Source organism: Lysobacter sp. SCRH-1R (assembly GCF_057747855.1).
Genome location: NZ_CM173227.1, coordinates 4,074,903 through 4,093,676 on the forward strand (window position 1 = coordinate 4,074,903; position 18,774 = coordinate 4,093,676).

17 protein-coding genes are annotated in these 18,774 nt (G+C 68.8%); 8 read left to right on the forward strand and 9 right to left on the reverse strand.

All coding sequences use genetic code 11. The features are described 5' to 3' along the window. Positions 1-63: 63 nt before the first annotated feature. Positions 64-381: a winged helix-turn-helix domain-containing protein gene (locus tag AC3ANK_RS18600; protein ID WP_206861951.1), complete on the forward strand. Its 318-nt coding sequence runs from the start codon at positions 64-66 to the stop codon at positions 379-381. Between the two features lie 120 nt (positions 382-501). Here AC3ANK_RS18600 and panE read toward each other — a convergent pair whose 3' ends face one another. The 3 genes from panE to AC3ANK_RS18615 are packed head-to-tail and all read right to left on the reverse strand — an operon-like array spanning position 502 to position 3,253. Next, positions 502-1,455 (reverse strand): 2-dehydropantoate 2-reductase, encoded by a 954-nt coding sequence (gene panE / locus AC3ANK_RS18605; protein ID WP_484171713.1) that lies wholly within the window; start codon positions 1,453-1,455, stop codon positions 502-504. Continuing rightward, the gene (locus AC3ANK_RS18610) at positions 1,455-2,261 is read right to left on the reverse strand and encodes an ABC transporter permease (RefSeq protein ID WP_206861949.1); all 807 of its coding nucleotides are present in this window, start codon (positions 2,259-2,261) and stop codon (positions 1,455-1,457) included. The genes panE and AC3ANK_RS18610 overlap by 1 nt, the downstream gene beginning before the upstream one ends. Beyond that, positions 2,258-3,253, reverse strand: a complete 996-nt coding sequence (locus AC3ANK_RS18615; RefSeq protein ID WP_206861948.1) for an ABC transporter ATP-binding protein — start codon at positions 3,251-3,253, stop codon at positions 2,258-2,260. Before AC3ANK_RS18615 ends, AC3ANK_RS18610 begins: the two co-directional genes overlap by 4 nt. A gap of 144 nt (positions 3,254-3,397) precedes the next feature. Between AC3ANK_RS18615 and AC3ANK_RS18620 the strand changes: the two genes are divergently transcribed. The 4 genes from AC3ANK_RS18620 to AC3ANK_RS18635 all read left to right on the forward strand — a co-directional run bounded on the left by AC3ANK_RS18620 (position 3,398) and on the right by AC3ANK_RS18635 (position 7,735). Then, the gene (locus AC3ANK_RS18620) at positions 3,398-4,123 is read left to right on the forward strand and encodes a ferredoxin--NADP reductase (RefSeq protein ID WP_242525278.1); all 726 of its coding nucleotides are present in this window, start codon (positions 3,398-3,400) and stop codon (positions 4,121-4,123) included. A 123-nt stretch (positions 4,124-4,246) separates the two neighbouring features. Beyond that, positions 4,247-5,776, forward strand: coding sequence for an alpha/beta hydrolase (locus tag AC3ANK_RS18625; RefSeq protein ID WP_484171714.1), 1,530 nt, complete (start codon positions 4,247-4,249; stop codon positions 5,774-5,776). Between the two features lie 4 nt (positions 5,777-5,780). Further along, positions 5,781-6,527, forward strand: coding sequence for an ABC transporter ATP-binding protein (locus tag AC3ANK_RS18630; RefSeq protein WP_484171715.1), 747 nt, complete (start codon positions 5,781-5,783; stop codon positions 6,525-6,527). Continuing rightward, a complete protein-coding gene (locus tag AC3ANK_RS18635) occupies positions 6,524-7,735 on the forward strand; it encodes an ABC transporter permease (protein ID WP_484171716.1) in 1,212 nt (403 codons plus the stop codon). Before AC3ANK_RS18630 ends, AC3ANK_RS18635 begins: the two co-directional genes overlap by 4 nt. 135 nt (positions 7,736-7,870) lie before the next feature. Here the strand turns inward: AC3ANK_RS18635 and AC3ANK_RS18640 are convergent, their stop codons facing one another. From AC3ANK_RS18640 to rpmH, 6 genes are all read right to left on the reverse strand, one after another. After that, the gene (locus AC3ANK_RS18640; protein ID WP_206861944.1) at positions 7,871-8,917 is read right to left on the reverse strand and encodes an energy transducer TonB; all 1,047 of its coding nucleotides are present in this window, start codon (positions 8,915-8,917) and stop codon (positions 7,871-7,873) included. A gap of 91 nt (positions 8,918-9,008) precedes the next feature. Then, a complete protein-coding gene (ubiM, locus tag AC3ANK_RS18645; protein WP_484171717.1) occupies positions 9,009-10,286 on the reverse strand; it encodes a 5-demethoxyubiquinol-8 5-hydroxylase UbiM in 1,278 nt (425 codons plus the stop codon). An 81-nt stretch (positions 10,287-10,367) separates the two neighbouring features. Continuing rightward, complete coding sequence (mnmE, locus tag AC3ANK_RS18650) at positions 10,368-11,714, reverse strand: tRNA uridine-5-carboxymethylaminomethyl(34) synthesis GTPase MnmE (RefSeq protein WP_484171718.1); 1,347 nt, start codon at positions 11,712-11,714, stop codon at positions 10,368-10,370. Positions 11,715-11,962: 248 nt separating this feature from the next. Further along, positions 11,963-13,660, reverse strand: coding sequence for a membrane protein insertase YidC (gene yidC / locus AC3ANK_RS18655; RefSeq protein WP_484171719.1), 1,698 nt, complete (start codon positions 13,658-13,660; stop codon positions 11,963-11,965). 15 nt (positions 13,661-13,675) lie between these two features. Further along, positions 13,676-14,107, reverse strand: coding sequence for a ribonuclease P protein component (rnpA, locus tag AC3ANK_RS18660; protein ID WP_206861940.1), 432 nt, complete (start codon positions 14,105-14,107; stop codon positions 13,676-13,678). Between the two features lie 58 nt (positions 14,108-14,165). Further along, positions 14,166-14,306, reverse strand: coding sequence for a 50S ribosomal protein L34 (gene rpmH / locus AC3ANK_RS18665; protein WP_036139660.1), 141 nt, complete (start codon positions 14,304-14,306; stop codon positions 14,166-14,168). Positions 14,307-14,731: 425 nt separating this feature from the next. On the opposite strand from rpmH, the gene dnaA reads away from it, so the two are divergent. The 3 genes from dnaA to recF all read left to right on the forward strand — a co-directional run bounded on the left by dnaA (position 14,732) and on the right by recF (position 18,645). Beyond that, positions 14,732-16,066, forward strand: coding sequence for a chromosomal replication initiator protein DnaA (gene dnaA, locus AC3ANK_RS18670; protein WP_206861939.1), 1,335 nt, complete (start codon positions 14,732-14,734; stop codon positions 16,064-16,066). 301 nt (positions 16,067-16,367) lie between these two features. Continuing rightward, a complete protein-coding gene (gene dnaN, locus AC3ANK_RS18675; protein WP_484171720.1) occupies positions 16,368-17,468 on the forward strand; it encodes a DNA polymerase III subunit beta in 1,101 nt (366 codons plus the stop codon). 79 nt (positions 17,469-17,547) lie between these two features. After that, positions 17,548-18,645, forward strand: coding sequence for a DNA replication/repair protein RecF (gene recF, locus AC3ANK_RS18680; RefSeq protein WP_484171721.1), 1,098 nt, complete (start codon positions 17,548-17,550; stop codon positions 18,643-18,645). The last annotated feature ends 129 nt before the right edge of the window (positions 18,646-18,774 follow it).

An 18,774-nucleotide genomic window follows, 5' to 3' on the forward strand; every position in this document is an offset into this window, starting at 1 on the left:
GGTGGGGGGGCCGGCTCCGGCGGCGCGTACCGTATCGGGTAATGGGTGAATCCCGCCGCGCCGATGACCTGCCCCGACCCGCCCGTGCTCGCCTTCGACGACATCACGCTCGACCTCGCCGGGCGGCGCCTGCTGCGCGCGGGCGAGGTGCAGCCGCTGGATCCGCGGGCGTTCGCGGTGCTGTGCCTGCTGGCGCGCTCGCCGGGACAGGTGTTCTCGCCGGAGGAGATCCTGGACGAGGTCTGGGGCCACCACGACGTGCCGCCGGGCGCGTTGGGGCAGATCGTCGCCCTCCTTCGGACCGCACTGGGCGATGACGCGCGGCAGCCGCGCTATCTGCATGCGGTGAGGGGATATGGGTACCGGTTCGATCGGCCGTAGGGCGGTCGCGGTTTGGCCTATGTAGCCCGCGGGCGTAGCCGCACCGGGGCTCCTGCTTCGGCAAGGCGAACCCGGGTGCGCTTCGCTTACCCGGGCTACAAAAAGCGGGGCGCGGGTGATTCAGGCCGTCGCGCGGCCGGTTTCGTATGCCTGCAGGTGCACCCAGGCCGTCGCCAGCAGCGGGGCTTCCATGCCGGCGTTGCGTGCGCGCAGGAACATGTCGCCGACGATCTGCATCGCCTCCACCTTCTGCCCCGCTTCGAGGTCGCGCAGCATCGACGCCTTCAGTGGCGAGCCCGGCGCGGTCAGCGTCGCCAGCGCGGTCTGCTGCGCCGCCTCTTCGATCGGCTCGCCTTCGGCCTGCGCCACCGCGAGGCATTCGGCGTAAAGCGCGCGCATGAACGCGTCGCCGCCCTGTGCCGCCACGATGCGGCCCACCGGCGCGCGCATCAGGCAGGTGCCGGCGGCGAGCGTGGCGAGGAAGGTGAACTTGGTCCACTGCTCGCGCGCGATGCGCAGGGAACGCACGTGATCGACGTTGGCCCGCGCGCACAGCGCCGCGAACGCCGCGGTTCGCTTGCTGTCGGCGTGAGGTTCTCCCTCGTCCACGCGCTCGCCGAAGGTGATCGACGCCGGTTGGCCGAGATGCCGCACTTCGCCGTCCGCGCCCTTCATCGCGCTGATGAAGCACAGCCCGCCGACCACGCGCCGCGCGCCGAAACGTTCGTCCAGCGGCGCGTAATGGCGCAGGCCATTGAGGATCGGCAGCACCCAGGTGTCCTCGCCCATCGCCGGTGCGATGGCGTCCATCGAGCTGTCCAGGTCGTAGGCCTTGCAGCTCAGCAGCACCATGTCGAACGGGCGCGCCTTCGCGAGCTGCGGCAACGCATCGGCCGTCACGTGCGCCACGCGCAGGTCCGCATCGCCCAGCGGGCTGCGCAGGCGCAGGCCGTTCGCGTCGAGTTCCGCCGCACGCGCCGGACGCACGAGGAACGTCACGTCCGCGCCGGATTGCGCGAGGCGTCCACCGAAGTAACCGCCGGTTCCACCGGCGCCGAGCACCAGGATGCGCATCAGCTGCGCAGGCCCACGCCACGCTTGAGCAGCCACAGGCCCAGGCTCGCCAGTGCGACGACGAAGCCCAGCATCAGCGCGTACGCCACCCACACCGGCACGTCGGACACGCCGAGCAGGCCGTAGCGGAATGCGTTGACCATGTAGAAGATCGGGTTCGCATGCGTCATCGCCTCGGCCCACGGCGGCAGCAGCTTCACCGAGTAGAACACGCCGCCGAGATACGTCAGCGGCGTGAGGATGAACGTCGGCACGATCGCGATGTCGTCGAACTTCTTCGCGTACACCGCGTTGACGAATCCGGCGAGCGAGAAGATCGTCGCGCCCAAGATCACCGTGGTGAGCGTGATCAACGGATGCGGCAGGCGCACCTTGGTGAAGAACATCGCGATGACGAGCACGATCGCGCCCACCATCAGCCCGCGCAGCACGGCGCCAGTCACGTACCCGGTGAGGATCACCCAGCTCGGCATCGGACTGACCAGCAGTTCCTCCACGTGCCGGCCGAACTTGGCGCCGAAGAACGAGGACGAGATGTTGCCGTAGCTGTTCTGGATCACGCTCATCATCACCAGGCCGGGGACGATGAAATCCATGTACTTGATGCCGTCCATCATGCCCACGCGCGAACCGATGAGGCCGCCGAAGATCAGGAAGTACAGCGTCATCGTGATCGCCGGCGGCACCAGCGTCTGGCCCCAGATGCGCAGGATGCGGTTCACTTCGCGACGCACGATGGTGCCCAGCGCGACGAAGTTGCGCTGCGTGGCGGAGAGTTCGAGGCTGGTTTGCGTCATGTCGTTCATGCCACCTGCTCCGGCGGCGTCTGCGCCGTGCTGTCCTGCGCGTTCTCACCGGTGAGGCGCACGAAGAGTTCTTCCAGCCGGTTGGATTTGGTGCGCATCGAGCGCACGCGGATGCCGGCTTCGCCCAAGGCGGCGAACACGCGGTTGAGGTCCATCGCGCGCGGCATTTCGATGTCGAGCGTGTGGTCGTCGGTCGCCACCAGCGTGGTGCCTTCGATCGCTGGCAATTGCGCCGGCAGCGTGCCGTCGATGTCGAGCAGGAAGCCTTCCACGTCGAGCTTGGCCAGCAGCGCCTTCATCGGGCCCTGTTCGACGATGCGACCACGATCGATGATCGCGAGGTTGCGGCACAGGCTCTCGGCTTCCTCCAGGTAATGCGTGGTGAGGATGATCGTCGTGCCGGCGCCGTTGATTTCCTTCAGCGTCTTCCACATGCCGCGGCGGATCTCGATGTCGACGCCCGCGGTGGGCTCGTCGAGGATCAGCAGCCGGGGCTGCGTCATCATCGCGCGGGCGATCATCAGCCGGCGCTTCATGCCGCCGGAGAGCGTGCGGCTCATCACCGTCGCCTTCTCCCACAGGTGCGCGCGCTTGAGTTCGACTTCGGCGCGCTGCAACGCTTCCTCGCGCGGCACGCCGTAGAAGCCGGCGTAGTTGACGAGGATGTCGACCGGCTTCTCGAACATGTTGAAGTTCAGCTCCTGCGGCACCAGGCCGATCAGGCGCATCGCGGCGTCGCGCTCGCGCTGCAGGTCGACGCCGAAGATCGACACGGAACCGGAGCTCAGGTTCACCAGCGAACTGACGATGCCGATCAGCGTGCTCTTGCCGGCGCCGTTGGGGCCGAGCAGCGCAAAGAAGTCGCCGGGCGCGACGTCGAGCGAGACGCCCTTGAGCGCCTGCACCTTGTTGTCGTAGGTCTTGCGCAGATCGCGGACGCGCAGCGCGGGAATGGAGGGGGACGCGGGCGGGGATGCGGTTGCCGGGGTCATCGGTGAAGGCCTGTGCCGCGGCCTCGCGGCGATAGACGGTAGTATAGGCGCCCCCGTGTGGGCGCTCCGGCCACACACTGTTGCATCATCGTCGGTACCGCCGTGGCCATCGCGCATTTCCCGCTCAAGCTCGTTTCCCGTCGCATGCTGGCCCCCAGCGTGGGCCACTACACCTTCGTGCGCGACGACGGCCAGCCGCTGGATTTCATCCCCGGCCAGTTCATCCAGGTGCATTTCCAGTACGCCGATGGCACCGCGACCAAGCGCAGCTATTCGCTGGCGACGATCCATGATCACGCGCTGGGCCCGGGCGAGGCGGTGGAGATCGCCGTGAGCTACGTGCCCGGTGGCGCTGCGACGGCGCTGTTCGAAGGGCTGGAGGAAGGCGGGCGCGTGGATGCGAGCGGCCCGTTCGGCCGCTTCTGCCTGATGCCGACCGATGCGAACCCGCGTTACCTGCTCATCGCCACCGGCACCGGCGTGACGCCCTACCGCGCGATGCTGCCGCAGCTGGAGGCGCTGATCCGCGAGCGCGGCGTGCGCGTGGTGCTGCTGTTCGGCGCGCGCAATCCGGAGGAACTGCTGTACGGCGACGAGTTCCGCGCATTCGCCGACAGGCATCCCGGGCATTTCCGCTTCGTCCCGTGCTTCTCGCGCGAGCTGCCGTCGCCGGGGTCGCCACACGCGCATGCCGACGTGCGGCACGGCTACGTGCAGCAGTTCCTCGGCGAATTCGGGCCGAACGCGACCGACGACATCGCCTACCTGTGCGGCAACCCGAACATGGTCGATGCGTGCTTCGAGGCGCTGAAGGAATACGGACTTCCCGTGCCGCAGGTTCGGCGGGAGAAGTACGTCAGCAGCAAGTAGGGCTTCGCGCTTCGCCCCGCGTTCCCCGGATGACGGCGGAAGATCCAACCGCCATGGCGCGTGCAATCCAAGCGCCCGGCGCCTCTGGCATGCTGGCGGCCTTCACGTCGCGCGAGGGACCCGATGCGCACCTGTCACACGTGGATCGCCGCGCTCGCGGCGCTCTGTTGCCTTGCCGCCTGCAGCCCAGGCGATGACGCGGCCACCGCGACGTCGCCGAAGGACGCTGGCCGCCGCACCTTCGGTTCGATCGCCTTCGAACCCTGCACGCTGTCGGGCGCGCTCGCCTCGTCCAGCATCGACGCGCAATGCGCCCGGTTCGACGTGCCCGAGAACCCGCTGCACCCGGACGGCCGCCGCATTCCGCTGAACGTCGCGTGGCTGCCCGCCGGCGACAAGGGGTCGAAGGCGCCCGATCCGGTGTTCTTCCTCGCCGGCGGCCCGGGGCAGGCGGCCACCGAGTACGCGACCGAAGTCGACGTCGCGCTGCGCGAAGTGCGCAAGCATCGCGACGTGGTGCTGATCGACCAGCGCGGCACGGGCAAGCTGAGCCCGCTCGCGTGCCGCGACGCCAATGGCACCGAACTGCGCCTGCCGGCCGACGAGGAAGTCGACGCGAACGCCGTCGCCGCCTTCGCCGCACGTTGCGCGAAGGCGCTGGAAGGCAAGGCCGATCCGCGCTTCTACACGACGACGCAGGCGATCGGCGATCTCGATGCCGTGCGCGCCGCGCTCGGCGTCGAACAGGTCAACCTCGTCGGCGTGTCGTACGGCACGCGCGTGGCGCAGCAGTACGCCGCGCGTTATCCGCAGCACACGCGTTCGCTCGTGCTCGATGGCGTGGCGCCGAACGACCTGGTCGTCGGCGGTGAGTTCGCACGCACGTTCGAACGCGCGCTCGAGCTGCAGTCGGCGCATTGCCAGTCGCTGCCGACGTGTCGCGAACGCTATCCGCGCGACCTGCGCACGCAGCTGCGTGGCCTGAAGGTACGCCTGGAGGCCACGCCGGTGCAGGTGGATTTCCGCGATCCCGCCACCGCGCAGCGGCGTCGCGACACGCTGACCGCCGACACCGTCGTCGGTCTCACGCACCTGTTCTCGTACATGCCGCAGATGATGTCCCTGATGCCGGTGGTGATCGACGAAGCCGACCGCGGCGAGTACGCACCGCTGATGGCGCTCGCGCAGCTGGCCACGCGCAGCATGGACGGGCGCATGTCGCGCGCGATGCAGTGGTCGGTGATCTGCGCCGAGGACGCCGATCGCTACACGCCCGATCCGGCCGATGCCGACACCGTGCTCGGCGCGGAAACGGGCCCGGCGTTCTTCGCCGCCTGCACTTCGTGGCCGCACGGCACGCGTCCGGCGTCGTTCGATACACCATTGAAATCGGACGTGCCGGCGCTGCTTCTGTCGGGCGAGATCGATCCGGTCACGCCGCCCGCGTATGGCGAGCGCGTGCTGAAGGGCCTGCCGAACGGCCGCCATTTCGTGCTGCGTGGCCAGGGTCACAACGTCGGCGCGACCGGGTGCCTGCCCAAGCTCGTCGGGCAGTTCGTCGAATCGCTCGACGCGAAGTCGCTGGATGCGAAGTGCCTGGATTCGGTGGGCTACGTGCCGCCGTTCACCGGATACAACGGATGGGAGCCGTGACCGAATGATCGTCGCACAGGACCTGCACAAGAGTTTCAGGACGCCCACCGGCGTGGTGCGCGCCGTGGAAGGCGTGCGCTTCACCGCGCGCGATGGCGAGATCACCGGGCTGCTCGGCCCCAACGGCGCCGGCAAGACCACCACGCTGCGCATGCTGTACACGCTGATGAAACCCGACGCCGGACAGGTGCTGGTCGACGGCGTCGATGCGACGCGCGATCCGGCATCGGTGCGCGGCGCGCTCGGCGTGCTGCCCGACGCGCGCGGCGTGTACAAGCGCCTGACCGCGCGCGAGAACATCGCGTACTTCGGCGAACTGCACGGCATGTCGAGACAGGCGATCGAGGCGCGCACGCAGGTGCTCGCCGACGCGTTGCAGATGCACGACATCCTCGATCGCCGCACGGAAGGTTTCTCGCAGGGACAACGCACCAAGACGGCGATCGCGCGCGCGCTCGTGCACGATCCGCGCAACGTGATCCTCGACGAGCCCACCAACGGACTGGACGTGATGACCACGCGCGCGATGCGCGGATTCCTGCAACAACTGCGCGCGGAGGGACGCTGCGTGATCTTCTCCAGCCACATCATGCAGGAGGTCGCGGCCTTGTGCGATCGCATCGTGATCATCGCCAAGGGCCACGTCGTCGCGTCGGGTACGGCCGATGAGCTGCGCGAGCAGACGGGCGAGGCGAACCTGGAGGACGCGTTCGTCAGGGCGATCGGTTCGGACGAGGGCCTGCACGCATGAGCGCCGCTTCGATGAATCGCCATCGTCCCGGCATGTTCGCGTCGATGTGGTCGGTGATGCGCAAGGAACTGCGCGACATCTCGCGCGACCGGCGCACGCTCGCGCTCGCGTTGCTGCTCGGACCGCTGCTGTATCCGGTGCTGATGATCGGCATGGGGTCGCTCGCCGAATCGCGCGCCCGCACGCAGCTCGATCGCGTGCTCGAAGTGCCGACGGTCGGCATCGAACGCGCGCCGAATCTGGTGGCGTTCCTCGGCACGCAGGGCATCCGTGCGGTGAAAGCGCCGGAGGATGTCGATGCGGCGATCGTGCGCCAGGAGTTCGACGTGGCGCTGCGCATCGATGCGGAATTCGCCAATGACTGGCGTGCGGGGAAGCCGGGGCTGGTGGAGATCGTCGCCGACACGACGCGGCGCGACAGCGAGATCCCGAGCGCGCGCGTGCGTGCGGCGCTGGAAGGTTACGGTGCGCAGGTCGGCGCGCTGCGCCTGCTGGCGCGCGGCATCGATCCTTCGATCGTGCGAGCGGTGAGCGTCGGCAGCCGCGATCTGGCGACGGAGGAAGCCAAGCGCGGGCTGATGCTCGCGGCGATCATGCCGTACCTGCTGATCCTGATGTCCTTCATCGGTGGCGCGTACCTGATCATGGACGCGACCGCCGGCGAACGCGAACGCCAGTCGCTCGAACCGCTGCTCGCCACGCCGGCTTCGCGCGGTGCGATCGTCAGCGGCAAGATCGCCGCCGCCTGTGCGATGGGGCTGCTGTCGCTGCTGCTGACGCTCGTTGCATTCAAGCTCAGCGCCCAGATGAGCACGGGCGTCGGACGCATGCTCGACGTGAGCTTCGCGTCGATCGGACGCATGCTGCTGATCCTGCTGCCGATGGTGTTCATCGGCACGACGCTGCTCACCTGCCTGGCCGCAGCGGCGAAGAGCCTGAAGGAGGCGCAGAGCCACATGACGTGGCTGATGCTGCTGCCGATGATCCCGACGATCGCGCTGATCGTGAATCCGGTGAAGACGCAGGCGTGGCAGTTCATGGTGCCGTTCCTCGCGCAGAACCAGATGCTGCTGAAGGTGATCCGCGGCGAGGCGATCGACCTGCGCACGTGGGGGATTTACCTCGGCACCGGCTTCGCCGTGGCGGCGTTGCTGTGGTTGGTCGCGGTGCGGCGCTATCACCAGGAGCGGCTGGCGATTTCGGGGTGAGTGTGGCGAGTGCTGGAGGGTGTGGAACCCGACCAAAGAGAAAGGCCCGGCATTCGCCGGGCCTTTCGTTTGCAGCGTTGCTTTGCGGAGCGCCCGCGGTGGCGTCGGTCCCCCAACCTTCGCCGCCGCGCGCGATCAGCTCTGCGGGTTGAAGCCGATCGTGCGGCGGGTCGTCACCGGCGCATCGACGGGCTGGAAGCGCCACTTGCGCACCGCGTTGACCGCTTCGCGATCGAAGATGCGCGCCGGGTTGGAGCGCACCACGCGGGCGGCGGTGACCGAACCGTCGGTGCCGACCGTGAACTCGACCTGCACCTCGCCCGAAGTGCCGGCGCGCAGCGCTTCCGGCGGGTAACGCGGCGGCGGCATCGACAGCGGACGCAGGTCGCTCGCATCGGCCGTGGCCGGCGCGGCGGCGGCCTGGCGGGCCGCGGCGGCACGCTGTTCCGCGGCGCGCTGTTCGGCGGCGCGGGCCTCGGCCGCACGCTGTTCGGCGGCGCGGTCGGCGGCGGCCTTGTCGTCGGCCTGCCTGCTCGCGGCCTGCTGGGCGGCGAGCTGGCGGGCGGCCTCTTCCTGCTGCTTCTTCTGGTCCTCGGCGCGCTTCTTCTCGAGTTCGACCTTCTTCCTGGCCTCTTCCTCGGCGCTCAGCTGCTGCTGCGCCGCGCGCTTGACCGATGCGTCCTGCTGCGCGGCGATGCTCGTCTTCAGGCGCGCGAGCGCCGGATGCTGGGCATCGGCCTTCTCCAGCAGCGCGGCCAGGCGCTGGGCTTCGGCGAAGTCCTCGCGATTGACGCTCTGCTCCGTCGCGATGACCGTCATCGGCAGCAGGTCGGTCAGTGCGCTGGAGACGGCGGCGTCCCCCGGCGCCTTGTCGCGCAGCGCCAGGTAGTACTCGACCGCGTTGTCGCCGGCCGGTGCGTACAGGCGGTTTTCCGCATACGCCTTGCGGGCGGCGTCGCGCAGCTGGTCGGCGGTCAGTGCCGTGACCTTGGCCGACACCGCGGTTTCCGCCGTGACCGCAGGCGCGGCCTGGGGGGTCGCGGCCGGTGCGGCGGCGGTGGGCTGTGCGGGTTCTTCTTTCTGGCATGCCGCCAGCGCGCAGCCCAGGGCCAGCGCGACGGACAGGTGCGATACGACAGACAGTCGGCGCGAACGCCGGTCTTGTGGATTAACGAACGTCATTGGCAAAGCTCCCCTGAAGTGCGCCGTCACGAGCACACGGGACTAGATCGCGTGAGCGGGCCCCGTTTGTCAAGCGAACGACCCGTCGAGCCTACCATCGGTCGGCGCCCCGTGGCCGCCCATCGCCCTGTTCAGCAAAACCGTGGCGGCCCGTCGTCTGACGGTCCGCAAGCCCGTTCTTGCCCGGCCGGTCGGCCAGGAACGCGGCAAGGAGGCGCCGGAACGGCGGGAAATGCGCGCTCGTGCGCAACAAAGCGGCGCGCACCGCTCGGGCCGGCCGCCGGTCATCGGTGAACAGTCCGACCACCCCGCGCGTGGCCAGGTACAACGGCGCCGTGGCGATGCGATGCCCGCGCTCGTAGCGGGCCAGCCGCGCCGGTTCGCCCGGATCGGCACCGCCCTGCGCGGCCTCGCGCAGCTCCCTCGCGAGCCGCTCCACGCCGAGCAGTCCGAGATTGAACCCGTGCGCCGTCACCGGATGCATGCCCACCGCCGCATCGCCCAGCAGCGCCGCGCGCGTGCCGACGAAACGCGTCGCCCACGTGCCGACCAGCGGATAGACGTGTCGCTCGCCAGGCTCGGACACCGCGCCGAGCCGGCCGTCGAACCGGCCCGCGATGTCGTCCGCGAAGGCCGCATCGTCCATCGCCTGCACCGCGCGCATCCGCGTCGACGGCAAGGTCAGCACGATCGAGGAACGATGCCCCGCCGGCGTCGCGCGGCCGAGCGGCAGTCGCGCCAGCGTCTGGCCATGGTCGAACCACTCCCATGCGGTGTCCTCGTGCGGGCGTTCGTGCGTGACGCGACAGACCAGCATGGCGCGGCCGAAATCGTGCATGCGCGTGGCGATGCCGAGCGCGCGGCGCGTTTCCGAGAAGCGGCCGTCGGCGGCGACGATGAGATTCGCGGTGAAGACGCGGCCGTCTTCGAGCCCGACCCGTGCGCGGATCGCGTCGGTGTCCACGCCCGCGATGCGCACGCCGGCATGGAGCTCGACGTCGCCAGAGGCCGCGGCCGCTTCGAACGCCGCGGCGCGGATCGCGTGGTTCGGCACGAGCCAGCCCAGCGGTTCGTCGCTGCCGCCGACCCGCATCGGGTCGCGCACGTCGGTGTCGAACACGCGCGCTTCGCACAGTGGATGGCACTCGTCGGGCGGCAGCCTCCGCCACATGTCCAGTTCGCGCAGCAGCCGCACGGAGCGCTGGGTCAGCGCGATCTCGCGTCCATCGAACGCCGGCGCGCGCAGGCCCGCCTCGGCCTCGCGTTCAAGCACCGTCACGCGCAAACCGCTGCGCTGCAGCGCGCGCGCCAGGCACAGGCCGGCAGGGCCGGCGCCGATCACGATCACGTCGGTTTCGATGGTCTGCATGGGGCGCTCGCGTGCGGTGGTGCGCGCACTGTCCCGCGCATGTGGCGCGTGCGCCTTGATCCGCGTCAAAGGTGCGGTGGGCTACTTGCCGATGCAGAAGCTCGAGAAGATGTGGCCCAGCAGGTCGTCGGCGTGGACGCGGCCGGTGATCTCGCCCAGCGCGTCGTGCGCGAGGCGAAGCGATTCGGCGGCCAGGTCGAGCGCCTCGCGATCGAGTTCGGCGCGGGCCTGCGCGAGGTGTTCGCGCGCGATCGCCAGCGCATCGACATGGCGCGCGCGCGCGGTGAACGCGCCTTCGCCGGCGGCATCGGCATTGCCCTGCGCGAGTTCGCGGAGCCGTGCGTGCAACATGTCGATGCCGGCGCCGGTGCGCGCGGAAACGTACAGCGCGTCGGCCGTGTTCGATGCGGCGGCATCGAGCAGGTCGGCCTTGTTGTGGACCCACACGCGCAGCGGCACGCCGGCGATCGCATCGCCCACCGACTCGCGCCCCTCTTCGGGATCGCGCGCATCCAGCACCACCAGCGCGAGATCCGCGCGTTGCAGTTCGCCGCGTGCGCGGCGCATGCCCTCGCGTTCGATGGCGTCGCCGCCTTCGCGCAGGCCGGCGGTGTCGACCAGCGTGAGTTCGACGCCGTCGATGCGGATGGTTTCGTGCAGCAGGTCGCGCGTGGTGCCGGCGATGTCGGTAACGATGGCGCGCTCGCTGCCGGCCAGCACGTTGAGCAGCGAACTCTTGCCGGCGTTGGGCGGGCCGACGATCACCGCATGCAGGCCATCGCGCAGGCGGCGGCCACGCTCGGCGGCCTTCAGCAGTTCGTCGAGCGCGAGCGCGGTGTCGTCCAGGCGCATGCGCAGCTGCGCGCCACCGAGCGTGTCGATGGGTTCGTCGGCGAAGTCGATCGCGGCTTCGACGTGGACGCGAATCGCGAGCAGTTCGTCGCCGATCGCCTCGACGCGACGCGAGAACTCGCCATCCAGTGCACGACGGGCCGCGCGTGCGGCGCGCACGTCGGCCGCCGCGATGAGGTCGGCGACGGCTTCGGCCTGGGCGAGGTCGAGGCGGCCTTCGAGGAACGCGCGCTCGCTGAACTCGCCCGGACGCGCGCGACGTGCGCCGAGCGCGACGCAACGCGCGATCAGTTCGTGCAGCACGGCGGGACTGCCGTGCGCCTGCAGTTCGACCACGTCCTCGCCGGTGTAGCTGGCGGGCGCGGCGAAGTACAACGCGATGCCGTCGTCGATCGTCTCGCCTTCGCCATCGCGGAAGCGCACGTAATGCGCCTGGCGTGGAACGAGCGCGCGATCGCTCAGGGTTTCGGCGATCGCACGCGAGCGCGGCCCCGAAAGCCGCACGATGCCGACGCCCCCCGCACCGGGTGCGGTGGCGATGGCGGCGATGGTGTCGCGGTCGGGATCAGTGCTCATTCGGGCCGGGGTTGTTCTTGAAGTGATCTCGCGCCAGCTTCCGCTCCGCGTCGTCGTCGAGTTCCATCCGATGACGCAAGGCGTGGGGATCGGGCACGTCTTCGCGGGTGGCTTCAAGGCGTTACTCGGTTTCGGGGTAACACCTCTTCCATCGCACAAACGCGCCCGCCAAAGTTAGCGTGGATTCGCGGCGCCGGAAAAACAAAGCCCGCCGGGTGGCGGGCTTCGTGGTCGTCCGGGGCGGACCGTCAGGTCGTCGCCTTCGCCGGTTCCTCGCTGTACTTCTTCACCATCCACCACTGCTGGAGCAGGCCCAGCGCACCGTTGGTGACCCAGTACAGCACCAGGCCGGCCGGGAAGAAGGCGAACATGACGCCGAACACCAGCGGCATGAACTGCATCATCTTGGCCTGCATCGGATCCATGCCGGTGGTCGGGTTCAACTTCTGCGTGAACCACATGATCGCGACGTTGATGATGGGCAGCACGAAGAACGGATCGCGCGAGGTCAGGTCGGTGATCCAGCCGATCCAGGGCGCGTGGCGCAGTTCGACCGACTCGGAGAGCATCCAGTACAGCGCCAGGAAGATCGGCATCTGCAGCAGGATCGGCAGGCAGCCGCCGACCGGGTTGATCTTCTCCTTCTTGTACAGCTCCATCATCGCCATCTGGAGCTTCTGGCGATCGTCGCCGTAACGTTCCTTCAGCTGCGCCATGCGCGGCTGGAACTTGCGCATCTTCGCCATCGACTTGTACTGCGCGGCCGACAGCGGGTACATCGCGAGCTTGATCAGGAAGACCAGGCCGACGATCGACCAGCCCCAGTTGCCGACCAGACCGTAGATCCACTCAAGCACCCAGAACAGCCAGCCGGCGATGGTGGCCATGATGCTGAAGCTGCTGAAGTCGACCGCGCGATCCAGGCCCGGGACGTTCTGCGCTTCGATCGCCTTGACCAGCTTCGGGCCGACCCACAGGCGCGCGGTGGTTTCGGCCTTCGCGCCCGGCGCGACGGTGACGCCCGGGCCGACTTCGCGGATGAGGTACTGCGTGCCGCCGGTGCCGCTGGGCGTGGCGAGCGAGAAGGTGCTGGTGTCCTTGTCGCCCGGGATCCAGGCGGCGAAGAAGTGGTGCTGGAGCATGCCGATCCAGCCGCCGGTGACCTGCTTGTCGAGCGGGCCGTCGTCGACGAAGTCGTCGTACTTGCGCTTCTCGTACTTGTCGGCGCTGGAGTACCACGCGGCGCCCTGGAAGCTGTACTGCTCGGCGCTCATCGGGCCCTTCTTCACCAGCGCGCGCGGGACGCGGCTGAGCTGGCGGTAGACGAAGCCCTGCCACGGCTGCGTGCCGGCGTTGATCACCTCATCGCGCACCTGCACGACGTAGTTGCTGCGGGTGAAGGTGTAGGTGCGGCGGATGGTCACGCCGTCGCTGCCGGTCCAGACGAACGGAACCTCGATGGAGTTCGCGCCATCGGCCAGCGTGAAAGCGGTCTTGCCGCCTTCGGGCACGAAGCCGGCCTGGTGCGTGGGCGCCTGGCCGCCCTGGCTCACCCAGCCGCTCTGGGCGACGAAGTAGTTGGCCGGATCGGTGGCGAACAGGCGGACCGGCGCGCTGTCGTCATCGGCGGTGCTCGGGTAGTGGAGCAGGTCGGCCTGGCGCATCTCGCCGCCGTCGAGGACCAGCTTCAGCACGTCGGTGGTGACGGTGACGGCCTGCGCGGCGGCGGGCGTCGCGGATGCCGCCGGCGTCGCGGCGGCGATGCTCGGAGCGGTCGGCACGGCGCCCGGCGTTGCCGCTGGGCCCGGGATGCTGCCGGCAGCGGCCGCGGTCGTGGCGGTCTGGGCCTGGACCGGCGGCGCGGCCTTCTCCTTGCCCCACTCCATCCACAGCAGGGTCGCCACCATCAGCCAGGCGAAGATCAGGAAGACACGGGTCTGGTTCATGGGCGACAGGCAGGCTCAGCCGCGATCGACATGCGGCGCAGGGGCGGAAGGGGAAGCGGCCGGCATTGTGCCGGGCGCGGCTGGCAGGGGCAACGCGGCGGGCGCCAGGGCGCCGCTGCGCTGGAGCAGACCGCGGAAGGCGGCGACGAGTTCCGGCCCGGTGGCCTGTCGCGCGGGCGGGCGCGCGACCACGACGAAATCGCCCGCGGGGAGCTGCCCGCGCAGGCGACGGAAGGTATCGCGGAGGACGCGCTTGATGCGGTTGCGACCGACGGCGTTGGGATCGACCTTGCGCGACACGGCCAGGCCGAGTCGCGCGGGCGTGTCGCCGGGAAGCCAATGCAAAGCCAGCACGGGCGACGCGGTGCGTCGCCCGTGCTGGAAGATGCGGTCGAAATCGGGCTTCGCGCGAACCCGCGCGCTGCGCGGGAAGCGGGCCGACGTCATCTGAAGCTACCGGCGTGGGCCGGTGTGCGGCTGCCGCAAGGCGCGGCAGCGGCGACGCTTAGGCGCAAAGACGCTTGCGGCCCTTGGCACGACGACGGGCGAGGACCTTGCGGCCGTCGGCGGTCGCCATGCGGGCACGGAAACCGTGGTCGCGCTTGCGCTTGAGGTTGCTGGGCTGGTAGGTGCGCTTGGTGGCCATGGCTCGGCTCGATGCGTAAACGGCAAAATGGACCGCGGATTCTAGCGGCCCGAGGAGTCCCCGGTCAACCGTGCTCTACGTGCGCCCGCTGCGAACCAGTGGCTCACGGAAAACGGAGCGACATCAGCCCCCTAAGTTAGGGGGCGCTTCGCGCCTGCGCGAAGCGGGGTGTGGATAGTACGGACACGGGGCCCAAAGTTCGCAGCGCGAACTTTGGAGGCGCAGCCGGCAAAGGCGGCAAGCCTGTGGACTACCTGTTAATCCACCTGTGGACAAGTCCTGTTCCGCGCCCGGTCGCGGTGATAGTCTGCCCGCACTCCCCGCCCCGTTCGCCGCGATCCGCGCATCGCGCGGCGGGACGCTTTTCGCCGCGGTTTTCCCTGTCCGCGGTGCTGGTCGCACAAGAGACGAAGACTTCCGAACCGATGGATGCCTGGCCCCGCTGCCTCGAACGCCTCGAAGCCGAACTTCCGGCCGAGGATATCCACACCTGGCTCAAGCCCCTGCAGGCGACCCGGCGCGACGACACGACGGTGCTGTACGCGCCCAACGCGTTCGTGGTCGAACACGTGCGCGAGCGCTACCTGCCGCGCATCCGCGAGCTGCTGGCGCATTTCTCCGGCAGCGGCGAGGTGAGCCTGGAGATCGGCTCCCTGCCCCGCGTCGCGTCGCCGGTGCCGGAGGCGCTGGTCCCCGCGCCCGTGCCGCAACCGCGCAGCGTGGCGTCCGAGCCCTTCAACGGCCACCTGGACAACCACTACACCTTCGAGAACTTCGTCGAAGGCCGCAGCAACCAGCTCGGCCGCGCCGCCGCGTGGCAGGCGTCGCTCAAGCCGGGCGATCGCGCGCACAACCCGCTGCTGCTGTACGGCGGCACGGGCCTGGGGAAGACGCACCTGATGTTCGCCGCCGGCAACGCGATGCGCGCGGCGAATCCGAACATGCGCGTGCTCTACCTGCGCAGCGAGCAGTTCTTCAGCGCGATGATGAAGTCGCTGCAGGACAAGACCATGGACGCGTTCAAGCGCCAGTTCCAGCAGGTCGACGCGCTGCTGATCGACGACATCCAGTTCTTCGCCGGCAAGGACCGCACGCAGGAGGAGTTCTTCCACACCTTCAATGCGCTGTTCGACGGCAAGCAGCAGATCATCCTGACCTGCGACCGCTACCCGCGCGAGGTCGAAGGCCTGGAGCCGCGCCTGAAGTCGCGCCTGGCCTGGGGCCTGAGCGTGGCGATCGAGCCGCCGGACTTCGAGACGCGCGCGCAGATCGTGCTGAGCAAGGCGCGCGAGCGCGGCGCGCACATTCCCGAGGAAGTCGCGTTCCTGCTCGCCAAGAAGATGCGCAGCAACGTGCGCGACCTGGAGGGCGCGCTCAACACGCTCGCCGCGCGTGCCAATTTCACCGGCCGCGCGATCACGGTCGAATTCGCCCAGGAAACCCTGCGCGATCTGCTGCGCGCGCAGCAGCAGGCCATCGGCATTCCGAACATCCAGAAGACGGTGGCCGATTACTACGGCCTGCAGATGAAGGACCTGCTGTCCAAGCGCCGCACGCGCTCGCTGGCGCGCCCGCGCCAGATGGCGATGGCGCTGGCGAAGGAACTGACCGAACACAGCCTGCCGGAGATCGGCGACGCGTTCGCCGGCCGCGATCACACCACGGTGCTGCACGCGTGCCGCCAGATCCGCACGCTGATGGAGACCGACGGCAAGCTGCGCGAAGACTGGGACAAGCTGATCCGCAAGCTCAGCGAGTGACGCGGAGGCGGTCGCAGCGCAAAGCGACGGCCGCCGATACATACTTATCCCCGTCCGCGCGGGGCAAGCCGTGTATGGTGCGGGCACAAGTTGTGGACAGTTTCGCCACCGGCGCGGTGCGCTAGAGTTGTCCACAGTTTGTCCGCCGGTTGCCCGGCCGGTTCTACCGAAGTTTCACAAGCAAGAAAAATATTGAGAATCAAAGGCTTGAGATGGTTTTCCCGGGTTTTCGGCGACACCATCACCACCATGCTTTTGATTTATTCCACATCCTTAGTAATGGCACGGGGACGGGGTCCGCATGCGTTTTTCCCTTCAACGCGAAGTCTTTCTCAAGCCGCTCGCTCAAGTCGTCAACGTCGTCGAGCGCCGCCAGACCCTTCCGGTCCTGGCCAATCTGCTGGTGCAGGTGAAGGACGGACAGCTATCGCTGACCGGCACCGACCTGGAAGTGGAAATGGTCTCGCGCGTTCTGGTGGATGAAGCGCAGGACGGCGAAACCACGATCCCGGCGCGCAAGCTGTTCGAGATCGTTCGTGCCCTGCCAGATGGCAGCAAGGTCACCGTCTCGCAGTCGGCGGAAAAGATCACCGTGCAGGCGGGGCGTTCGCGCTTCACCCTGTCGAGCCTGCCGGCGAACGACTTCCCGTCGATCGACGAGGTCGAAGCCAACGAGCGCGTCCGCGTACCGGAGGCTTCGCTGAAGGAGCTGATCGAGCGCACTGCCTTCGCGATGGCGCAGCAGGACGTCCGCTACTACCTCAACGGTTTGCTGTTCGACCTGCGCGAAGCCAGCCTGCGCTGCGTAGCCACCGACGGCCACCGGCTGGCGCTGTGCGAATCGCCGCTGGAGAACGGTGCACAGACCAAGCGCCAGCTGATCGTCCCACGCAAGGGCGTGCAGGAGCTGCAGCGCCTGCTGGAAGGCGGCGAGCGTGAACTGGAGCTGGAAATGGGCCGTGGCCACCTGCGGGTGAAGCGCGACGATGTGACCTTTACCAGCAAGCTGATCGATGGACGCTTCCCGGATTACGAAGCGGTGATCCCGATCGGCGCCGACCGCGAGGTGCGCATCGACCGCGAAGTGCTGCGTGCCTCTCTGCAGCGTGCGGCGATCCTGTCGAACGAGAAGTACCGTGGCGTCCGCCTGGAGGTTTCGCCGGGCCAGCTCAAGATCAGCGCGCACAACCCGGAGCAGGAAGAGGCGCAGGAGGAGGTCGAGGCCGACACCCGCGTGGACGATCTCGCGGTCGGCTTCAACGTGAACTACCTGCTGGACGCGCTGACCGCGCTGAAGGACGAGCACGTGGTGATCATGCTGCGCGATGCGAACTCCTCCGCATTGGTGCGGGAAGCGGCCAACGATCGCTGCCGCCACGTGGTGATGCCGCTGCGTCTCTGACGTTCGGTTTCACGTGGAACATCGACGCCCGGCCTTGCGCCGGGCGTTTTGTTTTGGCCCCTCCGCTAAACTTGCCGCGATGCACGTCACCCGACTCGAGCTGCGCCACCTGCGCCGCTTCCAGGAACTCCGGCTCGATCCCGCCCCCGGCCTGAACCTCATCACCGGCGACAACGGCGCGGGCAAGACAACCGTGCTCGAAGCCCTGCATCTGATGGCATACGGCCGCAGCTTCCGCGGACGGGTGCGCGATGGGCTGGTGCGGGCGGGTGACAGCGGGCTCGAGGTTTTCGTCGAGTGGCAGGAGAAGGCCGGTCGTGGCAGCGAGGTCGAGCGGACGCGCAAAGCCGGTCTTCGCCACACAGGGCAGGAGTGGACCGGCAGGCTGGACGGATCGAATGTCGCCCAGCTGGGCGATCTCTGTGCGGCACTGGCCGTGGTGACGTTCGAGCCGGGCAGCCACGCCCTGATCACCGGCGGTGGTGAATCCCGCCGCCGGTATCTCGATTGGGGGCTGTTTCACGTGGAACATGACTTCCTGCCGGTATGGCGCCGCTACAACCGGGCGCTGAAGCAACGGAACGCCCTGCTCAAGGCACGGGCCCGCGACGCGCAGCTGGATGCCTGGGATCGGGAGCTCGCCGAGGCGGGTGAACCGCTCAGCCGCTTCCGCGAACGTTATCTGGATCTGCTCCAGGCGCGCTTCGAGCCCCTGTTGGTCGAGCTGGCGCCCGCACTCGGCCGAAGCCGTCTGGAATACGCACCCGGGTGGCGTCGGGAGGAGCTTTCCCTATCGGACGCGCTCCTGCTGGCTCGCGACCGCGACGTGGCCGCCGGCTACACCTCGGTTGGGCCGCATCGCGCGGACTGGCGCGTCCTCTTCGGCAACCTGCCGGGACGCGAAGCCTTGTCCCGCGGCCAGTCGAAGCTCACCGCCCTCGCCGCCCTGCTCGCTCAGGCTGAACACCACGACGAAATCCAGGGCGAGTGGCCCGTCGTGGCGCTGGACGACCTTGCATCCGAACTCGATCGCCACCATCAAGGACGGGTGCTGGCGCGCCTGGAGGCCAGCGGCGCGCAGGTGTTCATCACGGGGACCGAGGCGCCGCCCGGGCTTCCGACGGATTTCTCCGTCCAACGGTTCCACGTGGAACATGGCGCCGTCGCACCCCGCTGAGCCGCGCGTTGCCGACTGGAAAGGCCGCTGTCCAGCGTCCGAATTCCGGCTGTTATACTCCCGGTTTGTATAGCTAATGTGTCTCGACGCGCCCGGCCCCGCCGCGACCCGCGTCGACGGAGCCTGTCG

Coding starts and splice junctions, on each gene's coding strand:
- dnaA (WP_206861939.1), top strand. CDS start 14,732: ATGGATGCCTGGCCCCGCTGCCTCGAACGCCTCGAAGCCGAACTTCCG.
- AC3ANK_RS18630 (WP_484171715.1), top strand. CDS start 5,781: ATGATCGTCGCACAGGACCTGCACAAGAGTTTCAGGACGCCCACCGGC.
- dnaN (WP_484171720.1), top strand. CDS start 16,368: ATGCGTTTTTCCCTTCAACGCGAAGTCTTTCTCAAGCCGCTCGCTCAA.
- mnmE (WP_484171718.1), bottom strand. CDS start 11,714: ATGAGCACTGATCCCGACCGCGACACCATCGCCGCCATCGCCACCGCA.
- yidC (WP_484171719.1), bottom strand. CDS start 13,660: ATGAACCAGACCCGTGTCTTCCTGATCTTCGCCTGGCTGATGGTGGCG.
- AC3ANK_RS18610 (WP_206861949.1), bottom strand. CDS start 2,261: ATGAACGACATGACGCAAACCAGCCTCGAACTCTCCGCCACGCAGCGC.
- AC3ANK_RS18600 (WP_206861951.1), top strand. CDS start 64: ATGACCTGCCCCGACCCGCCCGTGCTCGCCTTCGACGACATCACGCTC.
- rnpA (WP_206861940.1), bottom strand. CDS start 14,107: ATGACGTCGGCCCGCTTCCCGCGCAGCGCGCGGGTTCGCGCGAAGCCC.
- recF (WP_484171721.1), top strand. CDS start 17,548: ATGCACGTCACCCGACTCGAGCTGCGCCACCTGCGCCGCTTCCAGGAA.
- panE (WP_484171713.1), bottom strand. CDS start 1,455: ATGCGCATCCTGGTGCTCGGCGCCGGTGGAACCGGCGGTTACTTCGGT.
- ubiM (WP_484171717.1), bottom strand. CDS start 10,286: ATGCAGACCATCGAAACCGACGTGATCGTGATCGGCGCCGGCCCTGCC.
- AC3ANK_RS18620 (WP_242525278.1), top strand. CDS start 3,398: ATGCTGGCCCCCAGCGTGGGCCACTACACCTTCGTGCGCGACGACGGC.
- AC3ANK_RS18625 (WP_484171714.1), top strand. CDS start 4,247: ATGCGCACCTGTCACACGTGGATCGCCGCGCTCGCGGCGCTCTGTTGC.
- AC3ANK_RS18640 (WP_206861944.1), bottom strand. CDS start 8,917: ATGACGTTCGTTAATCCACAAGACCGGCGTTCGCGCCGACTGTCTGTC.
- AC3ANK_RS18615 (WP_206861948.1), bottom strand. CDS start 3,253: ATGACCCCGGCAACCGCATCCCCGCCCGCGTCCCCCTCCATTCCCGCG.
- AC3ANK_RS18635 (WP_484171716.1), top strand. CDS start 6,524: ATGAGCGCCGCTTCGATGAATCGCCATCGTCCCGGCATGTTCGCGTCG.
- rpmH (WP_036139660.1), bottom strand. CDS start 14,306: ATGGCCACCAAGCGCACCTACCAGCCCAGCAACCTCAAGCGCAAGCGC.